Here is a 16576-nt window from a genome sequence, read left to right as displayed (position 1 = left end):
GCCGGATAGCAGAAGTGTGTGTCAGGCACGGCTCAGCGCCTGACATACCGGGTTATCAGCCACAGAACGGCGGCCAGCGCCGCCGTTCTGCGATTGATCAGCGCTTCTCCTGAAACGCCTGCCAGGTCAGCAGCTGCAGGCTGGCAGAGAAGTAGTTCTGATCGGCAGCCAGCTTATCGCTCAGATAGCCGGTCTCATTCAGCGTCAGGTCACGCACCGCCAGCAGACCGCCCTCAAGGTGGTAAGGAGCTGGTGCATTCGCCAGCACATCGAACCAGGCAGGGGTCAGCATGCGGCTGTAACCCTGCCAGACGCGCTGAAACGGCACCAGTGCCAGACTGTGCGGGTCATACCACCAGATGTTCAGCGGCACGCGAATCGCGTCGTAGCTGAAGCGGTTTGAGTAACCCACCGCTGGCGCAAGCGACCCATCCGCATTCAGCGCGACCCAGTCCAGCGGCAGGCCGGTTTTGCCAAAGCTCAGCTTACCCAGCAGATCAAAACCATCGTTAATCAGCTTATCCCAGACCTGCAGATGACTGCGCTCGCCAAACTCCCGCCACGCCTGAAACAGGAAGTACGAGGGATTCAGCACCACATAGCTGGTTTTATTGAAGCCCTGCGCGCCCGGCAGCAGGACGGTATGGCCGCCAAAGCTCGTGACATCCAGCTTGATGATCGCGCGCTGAATGCGGTCAGACTCCTGCTGATAGCTCTCCACCTGCCATTTCTGCGCGGCGCGCTGTAGCGCCCATGCCAGCAGCACATCGCCATCCGAGGCGTTATTTTTGTCGGCAACCGGGTTGTCACTGTCCGGCACATAGCGCCAGTAGAAGAGATCGGTCTGCGGATTACGCAGCTGAGTGCGTGTCCACTGCCACAGCCGATCGAAGGTGGCGCGATCGTTGTTGGCCACCGCCAGCAACATGCCATATCCCTGACCTTCGGTGTGACTGACATTGTTATTGGCGGTATCCGTGATCCGCCCTTCGGCGGTCAGAAAACGACTTTTAAAGGTATCCCAGCCGCTGGCATTGGCCTGCGCGCTGCAGGCCAGCAGTAAAACAGAGCAGATCCAGCCCATCCAGAATGGCTTACGTTTCATTTCTGATCCTATTGATATCGATAGTGCAGCGTGCTGCCATCGTTGAGTTCAAGCGTCACCGGCACCATTCTGCTGCCGCCCTGGCCCTGCAACCAGCCTGAAAAAAGCCCCGCGATGACCGCACCAAACGCCGCCTGCCAGTCAGCCGGAGAATGGCGATTGTCGCCTGCCGGTGAGGCGTGATACGCAATCATCAGCGCCTTTTCTTCCGGCTGAAGCTGCACAAAGCCCCAGTTAAACCGTGCCAGTTGCAGGTTGGCCTCGCGCTCCAGATCCTGCACGGTGCGCGACTCTGGCAAAGGATAGCGGGTCGCCAGCGATTCACCCATCCTGTAGAGAAAAGCTTCCGCCTCCTGCTGACCGGCGTTGGCGATCATCCCGTCAATCAGCACGCTGAGCAGGTCAAACCAGCCCGGCTGATAAGGATGTGATATCCCCGTATGCTCACTCATTACTTCTCTCCGAACAGGTAACGGACATAGAGCCGGGCGCTGCTTTCGTTGTAGTCACCAAAGGTGTCATAACCCAGCTGGCCGCCAATCGTCACATCTTTATTGAGTTTGTAGTCCGCCCCGGCGTGCAGGTTATAGCCGATGCCGTTTTTACTGCCGCCAGAGTAGTACGCGTCTTTCACGCTGCCGCTGGCAGCAAGAGATTCCAGCTCTGACTGCAGGCTGGCATCCGCCGGGAAGTACGCACTCTTATCCTGACTGTAGGTCTGATAACCGGCTGCCCCGCCGATATTAACGTTTAAATCGTCAAATTTGCGGGTGAACTCTATCGGGAACGAGACCGACGCGTAGTTCTGCGGGCTGAAGTAGCCGCCCTGCCCGTAGCTGAAGTAGCTGAGGTTTTTTGAGAAGTCCATCCACGCCAGACTCATGCCCACTTTCAGCTCGCGGTCGTCACTGTGGAACGGACGAACATATGCCCCGGCGGTGGCCTGCAGGTTGTTGTTGCTGGCAACATTCTCACCAAGATAGCTGTACGCGCCGCCGCCAGCGTAGAAGCCCGCATCGCCATTATCGTAGCTTAACAGGGCGTTCGCGCCGTTCTTCGTGACGCGTCCCCAGCGTTTGCCGCTGGTTTTATCTTCTGCGCCGACGTAAGAGAGCAGGCTGTCGGTAATCGCGCGACGCTCACCGGTCAGGATCAGCGTCAGGAAGTCGGTGAGTTTCGGTGACCACTGCACACCCCCGACCAGCGTACTGAGATCCTGGCCTAGCGGCGTACTGCCGATATCCACTTTGTAGCTGTCGCCCTTCAGCGCCAGATTCAGCTCGACGCCAGAAGCGGTCTGCGAATCGGTGGTCGCGTTGGGCAGGTCATTCACCGTCGCGCCGCCTGCGGCCACAACGCGGCCCTGGCTCAGCGCATTGGTGCCAAAACGACGCCAGGCATCGGCGGCGCCACTGCCCGCCGTGAGTGAGACCGGCGTGGCGGTAAAGTCGAGGCGCGCCGTTTCAAACGGCACGGTGGAGAAGGTCAGCGGCGCTTTGGCTTCCGTCAGTTTGCTCAGGCCCGACTCGCCGTCGCGCCCGCGCACCTGCACCATGCCCTGACTCCAGGTAGCCGTTTTCTCCTGCAGCGAATCCATCATGGTGTTGACGTCATGCAGAACCTGTGACTGCTGAGAAACCGTTGTGCTGCCCGCAGCCGGTTCGCCCTGTGATGTCACGCCAGCAGTCTGACCTGCCGGTGCGGCCTGCCACGGCAGCACGGTGCCGTAGCTGGACGGTGAGCGTCCCACCGGCGAGGTGGTGCGGTTGATAAACGGATTGTCCGCCAGCGCCAGGCCGCCCACGGTCGGTACGCTGCCAGGCTGCGCGCCCTGCAGGCCAGTCAGCTGCCCGCGCGCGGAACGCAGATACGCCATCGCCTGTGAATGGTTGCCATTGGCTTCGGCGACACGTGCCAGCAACAGCAGGCGATCCGGCGTCTGTGTGGTGGTGTTAAGGCCGCGGCTCAGCTCGTTAGCACGCGGCGCATTGTTCTGCGCCAGCGCAACGTTGATGGCCCCGACGCGCGCATCCTGGGTCGGCGTATCCTGGGTCATCAGGTAGTCATAGACTACGCCCGCATCCCGGTTCATTTTGCCGTCCTGATAGAGACGGGCCATCGCGAACATCAGGTCGCGGTTCTGCGGATCCTGCTGCAGCGCGCCAATCAGCTTGTCATAGGCCACCGCATACTGCCGCTGCTGCCGCAGGCGATCCACTTCGTTAATCAGATAACCGTTGCGGATACCGGCGAGCTGCGTCGGGGTACTGCGCGCCTGCAGCTCCGGGTTGCTGAGGAAGCGCTGCGCCTCACCGCCGAGGCCCGCCTGATTCAGCACCGCCATCTGCGCGGCATAATCGCCCGCATTGCCCTGCACGCCACGCTGCAGGTTCGTCCGCACCACCGACACCGCGCTGGTGAGATCGCCCGCCTTAGCCAGCTTCTGCGCCAGGTTTCCGGCATCCACCGGATTAGCGGGCGGCGTGACCGTGAGCGCTTTCAGGGTATTGGCGGCGGCGGCCGTCGCGCCCTGCACCAGGTACTGATCGGCGGTGCTCATCTGCAGATTGAAATTCACCCGCTGCGCCAGCTCACGCATCGCCACCGTCTGTGCGTTGGCGGGAATGCGTGCCAGCAACGCGCTGGCCTGCTGCCAGCCACCGCTTTCGCTGGCGTTCAGCGCACCGGCATAGAGCTCGCTGGTGCTGGCCTTGTTGCGCATTACCGGCTGCATCACGTTGGCCGCCAGCAGCGTATCGCCCTGCTGACGATAGAGCCGGGCTAAATCGAGCCGCAGCCAGCCGTCAGAGGGATAGCGCTGAATGCCCTGCTGCAGCGTCGCGATGGCAGCGGCGTTGTTACCGGCCGCCAGCTGACGCTTCGCCTGCTGACGCAGCGCATCCGCTTCATTGGCCCGTGGCGTGACGCTCTGACGAACGCTGTCCGGCAGTGCCCCCAGCAGCGTACTGGCTTCGGCACTGCGGTTCTGCTGACGCAGAACGTAGAACAGCCCTTCTTTGGCGCTGCGGTTATCCGCATCACTTTGCAGAATGGTGCGATAGATCTGCTCCGCCTGCTCAGGCTGATTGGTGCGGCGCAGCACGTCGGCGCGGAACAGCCTGGCGGCCAGCCCTTTTTCACCGTCAGCCTGGACCAGCGGTTCGCTTAAGGTCAGCGCCTGCGCGCTGTCGCCGTTTTTCAGCGCCTGCTGCGCGCTGGTCAGTTGCGCATAAAAGCGGGCATCGTCGGCCTGCTGCTGACGCGAGGAACCCTGATCGCCGCCCTGCTGAGCAGAGCGCTGCAGATAATCAGCCGCCTCCTGATAACGTCCGGCTCGCTGAGCCACATAGCCCATGCCCGCTAACGCATCGGCATCCTGGGGATTGGCTCCCAGTACTTTTTCAAAGCTGGTCTGTGCTCCGCCGACGTCACCGCTGTTCAGCGCGCTGAATCCGGCTCCTTTTTCTGCGCCACCGACATTTTTACGGTAGTAGTCGATGACGGCGGAGTCCTGCGGATGACGCTGCTGCCAGGTCTGATAGAGTGCCGCATCTGACGGCTGCGGACCGAGCCACAACAGCGCCTGGCGCAGTGAACGATCGGCATCCTGATTACCACTCGCCAGCGAACTCAGCACCTCAATGCCTTCGCGACGGGTCGGTTCCTGCCAGGTCAGCGCTTTACCCAGCGCCAGCCGTGCGCCGGTGTCCTGCGGATGCTGAGCCGCAAACTGCCGCAGCGCCTCAACCGCCTGCGGCAGCAGCGTACGGTCACCCGCCATCGTAAGATAATATTCTGCCGCGACGCTCGGTGGCGGCTCATTACCGCTGAAGGTGTTGCGCCAGGTCTGTAACGCCGCCGGAATGTTGCCGCTGCGCGCCTGCTGACGCGCCAGCGAAAGCTGCGCCTGCGGAATGGTCTGCATCTGGCGCGCATTATCCAGCTCGCTCAGGTGCGGATCGCTGGGGGAGACCTGGCTGAGACGAGCGCGATACTCCGTTGCGGCAGCCGTGTCGCCACCCTGCTGTGAATAGAGGGCCAGCAGATAAAGCGCCTGGGTGTTGCCGGGTTCAACCATCAGCACCTTTTGCAGCGAGGCTTTCGCCAGGTCGTCATGCGCTTTCTGATGCCAGTAGGAAGCCTGGTCGAACAGGGCCTGCAACGCCGGATTGGCGCTTTCCGCCGCCAGCAGCGGCGGTGACAGGGCCAGCGCGCTGCCCAGCAGCAACGCATGGCGGATACCGGCACTTAACAGATTTTTTTTCATTATTATTTTCCTTACTTCCTGCCGGAATCATGGCTCTGTCTGGGGTTCAGACGTCGCCAGGCATGACGCTTCAGCATCACCCAGGCCGTACTGCCCACCAACGCAGAGAGCAGCATCGCCGCCACCGCCAGCAGCACCGAGTGCTGGTTGGCATACCACACCACCATCATGTACCAGGGCATTTCGCCGCTGGGGAACTGTGCACCGACGCGGAAACTACGAATGCCGTTTTCATCGGTGATAATCGCGGTGTCGCCGCGCACTGCGGCGTTAATCTGCGCCGAACTCAAATCGTTGTGCAGTCGCAACAGCTGATCGTCGCTGGTTGCCACCGTCATCACCACCAGCCGATCGCGATTCCACGGTGACCGGTAGCTGAGAAAGCCCCGCCACGCTTCGTTGGAGGAGAAGTAACGATCCGCATCCAGCTGCTGACGACTCCAGTCGCCGGTCAGCCAGCCGCGTAATTTTTCCAGCGTGTCAGGCTCTTTCACCCCAAAGGTGCTGCTGGTGGCATCATAAGGTGACGCCGCCAGCATCGCCTGATTAAAGGCCGTGTTACCTGTCGTGCTGACCGCCAGCAGATCGCTCTGTTGTATGCGCGCCAGATGGGTGCCGCCCGTGGGCAGACCAAACAGCACCTGATTCTGCGTCAGCGCCACGCCGGTCGCGGTTCCGGCCCGCGCCGCCAGATCCAGCAGCGTCGACAGCTCGGCATTGCTGGGCGTTTCCGGCAGCAGCAGCGTGGTCTGGCCAAAATCAGCCAGCCGCGAGAACGGGAACGAGGCACCGACAAAGTAAGAGAGGTTCGGCAACATGCTGAAGTGGCGGGTATGGCTCAGATCGATCCACGAGTCCTCTTCAATCCGGCTCTTGATGTTGTTATTCAGGAGCACGCCGCAGGGCGCATCGGCGCGCGGTTTGATATTGAAGTAGAGCGCCAGCTGGTTATCGCCATAGATCAGATAAGGCTCGAGATTCAGCTGATACTGCTCCTGACGCGCATCACCGCCTAAACGATGCCAGGCGTTCTCCAGCAGGCCAACTTTGTTGACCGTCAGGTTGCGCAGGAAGGTGCCGTTGAGCATGACATTAAGGAACGAGTTGTCCTCATCAATCCAGCTTTCAGACGGGAAGCGATAGTGCAGATTAACCGGCACCGTGTCGCCATCCCACAGGAACAGATCAGGCGCGGCGCGGAAGTTAACCCGCAGCGCGTCATGCCAGATGCCGCTGCTGGTCAGGCTCTGGTCTTTACGCAGCAGTTCGCTCAGGCGGACCGGGCGGTCAGTGTTAATCCAGCGTGGCGCATCGTAAGGTTTGCGGTTGCCAATGGTCTGTACAGGAACCTGCAGCTGGCTCTCATCGGTAGTGAATGGCTGGGTCGTCAGACGGTTCGCCGCCTGACGCAACTGATCGTCATTGTTACCACTGACCAGCAGTAATTTGTAAACCGGGTTACTGGGGTTATCCACCATCTGCAGCATCGGGCCATTACTGGCCGGGAACGTCAGGGTGCCGATTCGATCGCCAGGATGACCAAACAGGATGCCGTTGTTTTCCGGCAGTTCGCCGCGCACCACCGGGAACCGGATGCCGCGATAATCACTCTGAATGCCGAGCCAGGAAGCGACCAGTGCCGCCGCGCTGACCGCATCAGGTGAGACGTTACTGGCAAAGCCCATCGTGATGGTGGACGCCGTCATCCGCTGCGGATCCAGGAAGGGACGCGGGAAGTTGCGCAGACGGGTGCCGATATTGAGCTTCTGCCCTTCAAGGTGCAGCGTGGTATTCGGCAGAATGGTGACCTGATACTGCTGCGCGCTCTCTTTCTCACACAGCAGCTTGTCCGCATCGTTGATTTTAAAACTGAGGTTGTTGTTCGACACCACCATCGCCGCCGGAATATCCAGCTCATAATCGCTGACGTCGCTGTCCGTAGCACCCAGCGGCAGCGTGCCGAGCGGCTGACCATTCAGCATCAGCTGCAGCGAGGTATTGCGTGCTGCCAGCGCGGCTGAGACGCGCAGCGTCAGATTGAGCCGCGCATTGGTCATCACTTCATCGCCGGGCAGGGTAAAGGTGATGCCCGACTGCAACTGACCGCCGGTCAGCGTAATACCGCGTGACTGGCCCATCTGGGCTACGGAGATGACGCTGCTGATCGGCTGATTGATAGCCGCCGTAATCGGCATCTGCGGTTCTGCAACCGGCGCAGTCGTCTGGCCTGGCGCGTAGGGCAGCGCACTGGCGGCCGCCTCCAGCGCGGGATCGGCACTGCTCAGCCCCTGCGGCAGCGGCACCGCGGAGAGCGCGCTGCTGTCCTGCGTCACAGCGCCGCTGCTCGTCACCGGTGCGGTGGCCGGCGCGGCGGGTGAAGCTTCACCGGTTACTGACGCCTGAGGTGCGGCGGCGGCTTCTGCAGCCGGAGCATAAGATGGGGTCGCAGATGTCTGTGAGGCATCCGGTACTGCACTCTGTGGCGCAGAGGCCGGTACAGATTCTGCAGACTGAGTCGCCGTCGCCGCGGATGGCACTGACGGCGTTGCTGACCCGCCAACACTCACCGGGGCCGTCACCTGCGCTGAACCGGCATCCGGTGTGGCAGCATTATTAACAGGCGTTGCAGGTGGCGTCGCCGGAGCCACACCGCTGGCCGGCGCCTGGTTTTCTGCTGGCGCACTGACAGTGGCATCGGCTGACTGTGTGGTTGCAGCAGCCTCAGGCGGCATCGGTGCCGCGCTGTTTACCGGCGCACTGACGGCGGCATTAGCAGATTGTGAGGTTCCAGCGGCCTCAGACGACGCCGGAGCCGCGCTGTTTACCGGCGCACTGACGGCGGCACCCGCTGGCTGGCTGGTTGCAGCAGCTTCAGGCGGCATCGGTGCCGCACTGTTTACCGGCGCGGCACTGCTGTTATCAATGGCTGTCGGCGTTTCCGCGCCGGCGGGCGTCAGCCATAACGCGGCGGTCAGTGAACTGGCCAGCAACGTGTGCGTCAGGATCTTCATGCCGCACCATCCTCTTTCGCCGCCGCGGCAACCGGGTCGACTTTTTTACGTTTATCATGGCGACCTTTCCAGGTCAGCCAGAACAGCTCAAATACGGTACGGATAATGGTGCCCAGCGAAATCAGCGGGTTGTCCTGCTTATATTCCGGCTGGATCCAGGCATCCGCACGCGCCAGCACGACACGCACCAGTTCGCGACGACGCGCCAGCGGCATCGCCTCAAAGCGCAGACGGATAGTCTCGTCATCGCCGGAAATCTTACTCACCGGGATCGTGATCGCGCCGGATTTCAGCAGCAGATCAATCTCTTCAATTTCATCCGTTTCATGACGGCCATCCGGCGCATCAAGCTGTGCACCGCCCATCGACAGGTTGCTGGTCAGGGTGCGTGATGAAATGCCGCTGGCGTAGTGAATAATCGCCGGGATTTGTACGTCAACGCGGATGGTTTTACGCACCTGTTTGGTTTCGCGCGCTACGGCAATCGCCGCCATCAGAATGATCAGGCTGAAAATCGCCCAGCCGACGTTAAGCGCAATAACATAAGGGTCGACGCCAAAATAGTCATGCATCACCGCACGTACCACGCCCGCGACAATCCCGATGCCCAGCAGCAGCGCCACAATGACGTGCGGACGCACGATGTGGAAATCGAAGAAGCCCTGATCCAGCACGCCGCCTTTATCGGTCACGTTAAACTTGCCATGTTTCGGCGACAGCAGCGTCAGGATGGTCGGGATCACCAGATGGAAGCACATTACCGTCTCATAAATCTCACCCCAGAAGGTGTAACGGAAGCGGCCATTCATGCGCGAGTTAACGTAAAGCGACATCACCAGGTGCGGCAGCACATAGGCAAAAATCAGCGACGCTGAAGAGTGAATAATATTCAGGTTAAACAGCAGGTAAGCCAGCGGCGCGGTCAGGAAGGCGACGCGTGGCAGGCCGAACTGGAAGTGGAGCATGGCGTTGAGGTAGCAAAGACGCTGCTGCCACTTCAGGCCACGGCCAAACAGCGGGTTATCGACGCGGAAAATCTGCGTCATGCCGCGCGCCCAGCGGGTTCGCTGGATGATATGCAGACCCAGACGTTCGGTCGCCAGACCGGCCGCGAGCGGGATCGACAGGAACGCTGAGCCCCAGCCCAGGCGCTGCATTTTCAGGGCGGTGTGTGCATCTTCAGTGACCGTTTCAACGGCAAAGCCGCCAATCTCTTCCAGCGCCGAACGACGGATTACCGCACAGGAGCCGCAGAAGAAGGTGGCGTTCCAGTTATCGTTACCCTGCTGTACCGGGCCATAAAACAGCGCGCCTTCGTTGGGAATGCTGCGCGCAGCGCGCAGGTTACGCTCAAAGGGATCGGGCGAATAGAAGTAGTGCGGCGTCTGCAGGAGCGCCAGCTTCGGATCTTTCAGAAACGGTCCCACCGTCGCCTGCAGGAAGGTGCGGGTCGCCACGTGGTCACAGTCGAAGATGCAAATCAGCTCACCTTTGGTGATTTTCATCGCATGGTTGAGGTTACCCGCTTTGGCATGTTTGTTGTCGTCGCGGGTGATATACCCTACCCCGACATCCGCCGCAAAGCGGGCAAATTCGCTGCGCTTGCCATCATCCAGCAGATAGATTTTGAGTTTGTCACGCGGGTAGTCGATACACTGCGCCGCCAGCACGGTATCGCGCACCACATCCAGGCTTTCGTTGTAAGACGGCACATAAATATCGACCGTCGGCCACAGACGGGTATCGTCCGGCAACGGTTCAATGGTGCGCTTTAATGGCCAGGTGGTTTGCAGGAAGCCGAGAATTAAGATCAGCCAGACGTAAAGCTCCGCCAGATATAAGCCAATCCCTAATATCGCCTCAACTTCGGAATTAAAGTGCAGCGTCTCAGTGGTACGCCACCAGATATAACGGCTGGACATCAGGGCAGAGAGAATCACCATCACCACGGTTATTTTGCGGCTCTTGCTGAAACCCAATAAAAACATCATGCCGATGCTGATCAGACCAAAAATATACTGTTTCTGGCTGTCCATCGGCGTAATGATGATCACCGCGGCAACGGGTGCAAGCACCAGCAGCAGCAGGTAAAACCCGATTTTACTCATGATTCACCCTGAGAAGAGCTGTTTAAGTCAGTCGCCTGCAGTAGCCGACTAAAAATGATTTGTGCGGATGGGAGCCTGAACTTCGCCATTTCCCACGGTGATATTCAGAATGCTGCTGACCCGTTTGGCGATCAGTTCAATATCAAATGCCGCTGCTGAGGCAGGGCTGAAATCATATACGGACTGCTGGGAAGCATTGGCTTCACCCACACTTTCATCACGGTGAACCACGCCCAGTAAATTATCGCCCAGACGCTGCTGCATAAATGCAGTGACATCACGATTAATATTCCGGCGGTTATCGCACTGGTTCAGGATAAAATAGTGTCCCTGCTTATTATTGAGCGGTTTCCCGGTCATCCGGTTCTCTTCAATCTGCGGTAATAACGACACAGAGGCGGTATCCGCTAACATCACCACTAAATGCATATCGGCCAGCGTCGTCATTGCTTTAAGGGCCGGACCCGGACCAGGCGGAAAATCAGCGACAATGACCAGACCGGGATAATTAAGTACCGTATCCAGACCACGCTTAATAAAGTGAGGATCTTTCATCAGGTTCTCTTCGAACCGTTCGCGCTGTGGCTCGGTGACGTCGCCATAAGGCAGGACAAAAATATTGCCGCCAGTGGTGAGGATCGACTGGCTCCAGTCCGCCTGCTCTTCTGAGCGCGCCACATATCCGCGACCATCATGTAGCGGCACGCCAAAGTGAAGACGCAGTGCATTCTGCACATCAAAATCAATGGCCAGAACTTTGCTACCGGAACGCGCCAGACTCCAGGCCAGATTCGCCGCCAGCGTGGTTTTCCCCACGCCTCCCTTTGGCGAGCACACACAAACTAACGGCATAGCGCAATCTTCTCCAGTAACGGTTTGAGTAAGGTTTCTTTCGGCAGATTCGACGGTTCGCTGTCGCGTGAGCGGAACAACGCACCAAACCGTTCCGGTTCAGAATGGGGTGTGGCAGGCGTGATGGCGGGCTTCAAATCCATCACCATGGCGGGCCGGACGGGCTCAGGATGTGATACAGCAACAGGCTCAGCCGCACCCCGTTTTTGCGGCGGCGGCGGTGGCGGAAACAGTGATGAAGGGTCACGTTCAGCCGTGCGGGCTGCGGGCAGGCTGCTGCCTGACAGACTATCGAGAATTGAGCTGCGGGCTGAGGTCGTCGGTTGCGCACTGAGTGTGGCGGGCCTTGCCGGTGCCTCAGGCGGCGCGGTGAATTCATCCCCGCGCAGCGGCTGAGGCTGCGGCAGGTCGATTCGCTGACCGCCACCCAGTGAGGTCTGATGCTCCTCTTTCGCCAGCTGGCGAATCAAAGCCCATTTACTGTGTTCCGCCGCTTCCTGCGCCTGGCCAGACATATCTTTAAAGTCGATGTCGAGCGTTTGCGTTTTCTCTTTAAAACGCTGCAAATCATCGTAATTATTCTTCATTGGCCGTGGCCTGCAACAAGGGAGGAATTTTCCTGGAATATAACACATCCCTTTAATGTCAGTCAGAAAAACCTGATTACAAATAAAGCAGATTCAATAAAATAGTTTAATCATAAAGATTCACTTACGGCGGAATAAAGCCAATATAAGATGATTAGCCCCTATAATTAATAAGTGATGTTTAAGTTAAATTAATCTGCGATGTTTCAATAATTTTTAAGACTTAGCCGCTCTGATAACCACTGGCACAACCAGGCAAGACACGATAAGCGCAATATTAAGCCGCAATCGGGCTGCCTCAGGCGCAAAAAAGCCTGATCGCTGTCATAAGGGATTGAGAGTGTTTATCTTTTTTCGCTGCAAATATCGCCAGCAGAAAAACAGGTTAAATCTGATAACGGAAAAAGACGGGAAATAACCGAAACGTGATGGCTGGTCCGCCAGCGGTGCTGGTTTACAGCGGAATTGAGATAAAAAAAAGCGCCAGAAAGGCGCCTTTGGCTGAGAAGAGAGGTGAGGATGCCTGGAGTATGACACTACTCAATCAGAAGCACGGACGGTTAACCCTCTTCAGGAGAGGGAAGCATACGCCTGGAGCAAAGCAACGCGGGCTACGGAAGCGTTTTGCGTCTTTGCGAAGGGCGTATGCTCCCTGAGCTATCACCGAATCAACGGCCTGAGCCGACCATCCTCAGCTGACCTTTTCTGCCACACCCACCGGCTGGTTCTCATCCTGATCGACCGCGAAGCAGGCAATCTCCTGGCCACCGTAGTTTTTCAGCTTCGGCTGTAACTGGACGCAGGTGCCAAAACGTCGGTGGCAGCGCGCATTGAAAGCACAGCCTGGCGGCGGATTAAGCGGGCTGGGCAGCTCGCCGGTCAGCTTAATACGCTCACGACGGTCGTCCGGATTCAGACGCGGCGTCGCTGACAGCAAAGCCTGGGTATAAGGATGGCGCGGGTTAGCAAAAATAGCCTCTTTACTGCCCTTCTCGACGCAACGGCCGAGATACATCACCATCACCTCATCGGCAATGTGTTCTACCACCGACAAATCGTGCGAGATAAAGACGTAGGAGAGCCCCATATCCTGCTGCAGATCCATCATCAGGTTCAGCACCTGAGCACGCACGGAAACGTCGAGCGCCGAAACCGGCTCATCGGCAATCAGCACGTCCGGATCGAGCATCAGCCCACGCGCGATGGCGATACGCTGACGCTGACCGCCTGAGAACATGTGCGGGTAGCGGTCATAGTGCTCGGTTTTCAGGCCCACTTTCGCCATCATCTCCAGCGTCTTCTCGCGGCGTTCCGCTTTGGTCAGCTGGGTATTGATGACCAGCGGCTCTTCCAGAATCTGGCTGACTTTTTTACGCGGATTGAGTGAGCCATACGGGTTCTGGAATACGATCTGGATTTTCTGACGACGCAGCTTCTGCGCCTGGGGATCGTGCTTCAGCAGATCCTGACCGTGCCAGTAAAGCTGCCCTTCTGTCGGGGTTTCAATCATCGTCAGCAACCGGCCCAGCGTGGATTTACCACAGCCTGACTCGCCGACGACCGCCAGCGTTTTGCCGCGCTCCAGATTAAAAGAGACGCCATCCAGCGCTTTGACCAGACGCTCCTGACCAAACAGCCCCTTCTTCACCGGGTAGTGTTTTTTCAGATCAATCGCCTGCAGCAGGAACTGATCTTTCGTAGTTTCATGATTCATAAGTGGGTCTCCCGGCATCATCCAGCGGATAGTGACACTTGGACTGACGTCCTGGAATGGTGCGCAGTTCCGGTTCTTCCTGGCGACACAGGTCAGTCGCATAAGGGCAGCGTGGGTTAAGCAGACAGCCAGCCGGGCGGTCATATTTGCCCGGCACTACGCCAGGCAGTGACGCCAGACGCGCTTTATCGGCCGCAAACTCCGGCAGCGCGCGCAGCAGCGCCTGGGTATAAGGATGGCGCGGCGCTTTGAAGATATCGGTCGCTTTCCCGCTCTCCACCACCTGTCCGGCATACATCACGATAATGTGGTGCGCCGCTTCTGCCACTAACGCCAGATCGTGTGTAATCAGGATCAGCGCCATGTTCTCCTGCCGCTGCAGATCCAGCAGCAGTTCGATGATCTGCGCCTGAATGGTCACGTCGAGCGCCGTCGTCGGCTCATCGGCGATCAGCAGCTTAGGCCGGCAGGCGATCGCCATGGCAATCATCACACGCTGGCTCATACCGCCCGACAGCTGGTGCGGATAGACATCAAGCCGTGACGCCGGATCGGGAATACCGACCTGATTCAGCAGGTCGATTGCCCGCTGACGCCGGGTACGTTTGTTGCCGCCCTGATGCACCTTGATCGCTTCCATAATCTGGAAGCCTACGGTGTAGCAGGGATTCAGGCTGGTCATCGGGTCCTGAAAAATCATCGCCACTTCTGCGCCCACCAGCTGGCGGCGCTCGCGTTCAGAGATGCGTTTCAGATCGCGCTGGTTGAACTCCAGCTTCTCCGCCATCACTTTGCCGGGGAAGTCGATCAGCCCCATGATCGCCAGTGAACTCACGGATTTACCGGAGCCGGACTCGCCCACGATACCGACGACCTGGCCCTGCTCAACCTGATAACTGATGCGGTCAACCGCACGGAACGGTGCTTTATCGTCGCCGAAATGCACCGATAGTTTGTCTACATTTAATAACGCCATCTCGGTGCCTCTTTACTGCTTGAGTTTCGGGTCGAGGGCATCACGCAAACCGTCGCCCATCAGGTTAAATGCCAGCACGGTAAGCAGAATGACCAATCCAGGGAAGGTCACGACCCACCAGGCACTTTGCGCATACTGCAGAACGTCGGAGAGCATGGTGCCCCACTCCGGCGTTGGCGGTTGCGCACCCATACCGAGAAAGCCCAACGCCGCCATATCGAGAATGGCGTTGGAGAAACCTAATGACGCCTGCACGATGAGCGGTGCCAGGCAGTTAGGCAGAATATTCACAAACATCTGGCGCAGCATACCGGCACCGGCCACGCCGGAGGCGGTCACATAGTCGCGGTTCACTTCCACCAGTACCGCGGCGCGGGTCAGACGGATATAGTGCGGCAGCGCCACAAAGGTCAGCGCGATGGAGGCGTTAACAATTGAGGGGCCAAAGATGGCGACCAGCACCAGCGCCAGCAGCAGGCTTGGCAGCGCCAGCATGATATCGACCACGCGCATGATAATGGCATCGACCACGCCGCCGAGATAACCGGCCAGCAGGCCGAAGATCACGCCGAAAATCAGCGACAGCACCACCACCAGACAGCCGACCAGCAGCGACAGGCGCGCACCGTACATCAGACGCGACAGCACATCGCGGCCCACGTCGTCGGTGCCCAGAATGTAGCTCCAGTTTCCGCCTTCCTGCCAGACCGGCGGATGCAGCAGCGCATCGCGGAACTGCTCAGCAGGCGCATGTGGGGCCAGCACATCGGCGAAAATAGCGCACAGCAGCACAATGATGATGTAGACCAGGCCCACGACGGCGCCTTTGTTACGTTTGAAGTAGTGCCAGAATTCCTGAAACGGGGTCATCGGCTTGGGTGCAACGGTAACGCTGCCGGGATCAACAACAGACATGATGCCCCCTTATTTCTTGTGACGTATGCGCGGGTTAACCACGCCATACAGCAGATCAACCAGCAGGTTGACCACAATAATCAGTACCGCGGTCAGCAGCACACCGCCCTGCACCACCGGATAGTCACGGCGCTGTAACGCTTCAATCAGCCAGCGCCCCAGACCCGGCCACGAGAAGATGGTTTCGGTCAGAATCGCCCCGGCCAGCAACGTGCCGACCTGCAGGCCGATGACCGTAACCACCGGCAGCATGGCGTTGCGCAGTGCATGCACCACGATTACGCGCATCCGCGTCAGTCCTTTGGCGCGCGCCGTACGGATGTAATCTTCACCCAGTACTTCGAGCATTGCCGAACGCGTCATTCGTACAATTACCGCCAGCGGAATGGTGCCGAGCACGATGGCGGGCAGGATCATGTGCATCACCGCATCGTGGAAGTCGCCCGGCTCACCCCAGAAGAAGGTGTCGATCAGCATAAAGCCGGTCAGCGGCATGCTGTCATCCAGGAAGACGGTGTCGCCGACTCGCCCGGAAACCGGTGTCAGGTTGAGCTGCACCGAGACCAGCATGATCAGCATGATGCCCCACCAGAAGATTGGCATGGAGTAGCCGGTTAGTGAGATGCCCACGGCGGTGTGATCGAAAATTGAACCGCGTTTTACCGCCGCCAGCACCCCAACCGGGATACCAATGGCCACGGCAAATATCATGGCGCAGATACCAAGTTCCAGCGTCGCTTTGAAGCGCGGAACAAACTCATCCCAGACAGGGATGCGGCTCTTCAGTGAAATGCCCAGGTCGCCATGTAATACGCCGTTAATGTAGTTCAGGTACTGTTTCCACAGCGGCTGATCCAGACCTAACAGCGCCATTAACTGTGCATGACGTTCAGGAGAAATACCGCGCTCGCCCGCCATGATCAGCACCGGATCGCCGGGGATCATGTGAACAAACGCGAAGGTGAGTAATGTAATACCGATAAACGTTGGGATGACAAGGCCCAGACGTCGGAGTATGAACTGCAGCATAATCCGGGTTCT

11 protein-coding genes are annotated in these 16576 nt (G+C 58.8%); all 11 read right to left on the bottom strand.

The genetic code is table 11. The annotated features are described in order from the left end of the window. Positions 1 to 97: 97 nt before the first annotated feature. Positions 98 to 1105: a family 8 glycosyl hydrolase gene (locus AC6I8C_RS00605; protein ID WP_497821324.1), complete on the bottom strand. Its 1008-nt coding sequence runs from the start codon at positions 1103 to 1105 to the stop codon at positions 98 to 100. An 8-nt stretch (positions 1106 to 1113) separates the two neighbouring features. After that, a complete protein-coding gene (gene bcsD, locus AC6I8C_RS00600; protein WP_497821323.1) occupies positions 1114 to 1557 on the bottom strand; it encodes a cellulose biosynthesis protein BcsD in 444 nt (147 codons plus the stop codon). After that, positions 1557 to 5372: a cellulose biosynthesis protein BcsC gene (locus tag AC6I8C_RS00595; protein WP_497821322.1), complete on the bottom strand. Its 3816-nt coding sequence runs from the start codon at positions 5370 to 5372 to the stop codon at positions 1557 to 1559. Before AC6I8C_RS00595 ends, bcsD begins: the two co-directional genes overlap by 1 nt. A gap of 11 nt (positions 5373 to 5383) precedes the next feature. Beyond that, a complete protein-coding gene (bcsB, locus tag AC6I8C_RS00590; RefSeq protein WP_497821321.1) occupies positions 5384 to 8383 on the bottom strand; it encodes a cellulose biosynthesis cyclic di-GMP-binding regulatory protein BcsB in 3000 nt (999 codons plus the stop codon). Then, positions 8380 to 10491, bottom strand: coding sequence for a UDP-forming cellulose synthase catalytic subunit (gene bcsA, locus AC6I8C_RS00585; protein WP_497821320.1), 2112 nt, complete (start codon positions 10489 to 10491; stop codon positions 8380 to 8382). Before bcsA ends, bcsB begins: the two co-directional genes overlap by 4 nt. A 48-nt stretch (positions 10492 to 10539) precedes the next feature. Beyond that, positions 10540 to 11343, bottom strand: a complete 804-nt coding sequence (gene bcsQ, locus AC6I8C_RS00580; RefSeq protein ID WP_497821319.1) for a cellulose biosynthesis protein BcsQ — start codon at positions 11341 to 11343, stop codon at positions 10540 to 10542. Next, on the bottom strand, positions 11334 to 11930 hold the full coding sequence (bcsO, locus tag AC6I8C_RS00575) for a cellulose biosynthesis protein BcsO (RefSeq protein ID WP_497821318.1): 597 nt from the start codon (positions 11928 to 11930) through the stop codon (positions 11334 to 11336). The genes bcsQ and bcsO overlap by 10 nt, the downstream gene beginning before the upstream one ends. A gap of 691 nt (positions 11931 to 12621) precedes the next feature. Then, complete coding sequence (gene dppF, locus AC6I8C_RS00570) at positions 12622 to 13644, bottom strand: dipeptide ABC transporter ATP-binding subunit DppF (RefSeq protein WP_033784397.1); 1023 nt, start codon at positions 13642 to 13644, stop codon at positions 12622 to 12624. Further along, on the bottom strand, positions 13634 to 14620 hold the full coding sequence (gene dppD, locus AC6I8C_RS00565; protein WP_033784396.1) for a dipeptide ABC transporter ATP-binding protein: 987 nt from the start codon (positions 14618 to 14620) through the stop codon (positions 13634 to 13636). The genes dppF and dppD overlap by 11 nt, the downstream gene beginning before the upstream one ends. 12 nt (positions 14621 to 14632) lie before the next feature. Then, positions 14633 to 15535, bottom strand: a complete 903-nt coding sequence (dppC, locus tag AC6I8C_RS00560) for a dipeptide ABC transporter permease DppC (protein ID WP_013359639.1) — start codon at positions 15533 to 15535, stop codon at positions 14633 to 14635. 9 nt (positions 15536 to 15544) lie between these two features. Beyond that, the gene (dppB, locus tag AC6I8C_RS00555; protein WP_013359638.1) at positions 15545 to 16564 is read right to left on the bottom strand and encodes a dipeptide ABC transporter permease DppB; all 1020 of its coding nucleotides are present in this window, start codon (positions 16562 to 16564) and stop codon (positions 15545 to 15547) included. Positions 16565 to 16576 lie beyond the last annotated feature (12 nt).

The organism is Pantoea sp. X-Soil-YNGN-844 (assembly GCF_059730595.1).
The sequence above is the reverse complement of the archived record's forward strand: the minus strand, read 5'-3'. Positions and strand labels throughout refer to the sequence as shown.

Excerpts from the sequence above, each read along its gene's own strand:
- dppB (WP_013359638.1), bottom strand. The coding sequence starts at position 16,564 with ATGCTGCAGTTCATACTCCGACGTCTGGGCCTTGTCATCCCAACGTTT.
- dppF (WP_033784397.1), bottom strand. The coding sequence starts at position 13,644 with ATGAATCATGAAACTACGAAAGATCAGTTCCTGCTGCAGGCGATTGAT.
- dppC (WP_013359639.1), bottom strand. The coding sequence starts at position 15,535 with ATGTCTGTTGTTGATCCCGGCAGCGTTACCGTTGCACCCAAGCCGATG.
- bcsB (WP_497821321.1), bottom strand. The coding sequence starts at position 8,383 with ATGAAGATCCTGACGCACACGTTGCTGGCCAGTTCACTGACCGCCGCG.
- bcsD (WP_497821323.1), bottom strand. The coding sequence starts at position 1,557 with ATGAGTGAGCATACGGGGATATCACATCCTTATCAGCCGGGCTGGTTT.
- bcsQ (WP_497821319.1), bottom strand. The coding sequence starts at position 11,343 with ATGCCGTTAGTTTGTGTGTGCTCGCCAAAGGGAGGCGTGGGGAAAACC.
- bcsO (WP_497821318.1), bottom strand. The coding sequence starts at position 11,930 with ATGAAGAATAATTACGATGATTTGCAGCGTTTTAAAGAGAAAACGCAA.
- bcsA (WP_497821320.1), bottom strand. The coding sequence starts at position 10,491 with ATGAGTAAAATCGGGTTTTACCTGCTGCTGCTGGTGCTTGCACCCGTT.
- AC6I8C_RS00595 (WP_497821322.1), bottom strand. The coding sequence starts at position 5,372 with ATGAAAAAAAATCTGTTAAGTGCCGGTATCCGCCATGCGTTGCTGCTG.
- AC6I8C_RS00605 (WP_497821324.1), bottom strand. The coding sequence starts at position 1,105 with ATGAAACGTAAGCCATTCTGGATGGGCTGGATCTGCTCTGTTTTACTG.
- dppD (WP_033784396.1), bottom strand. The coding sequence starts at position 14,620 with ATGGCGTTATTAAATGTAGACAAACTATCGGTGCATTTCGGCGACGAT.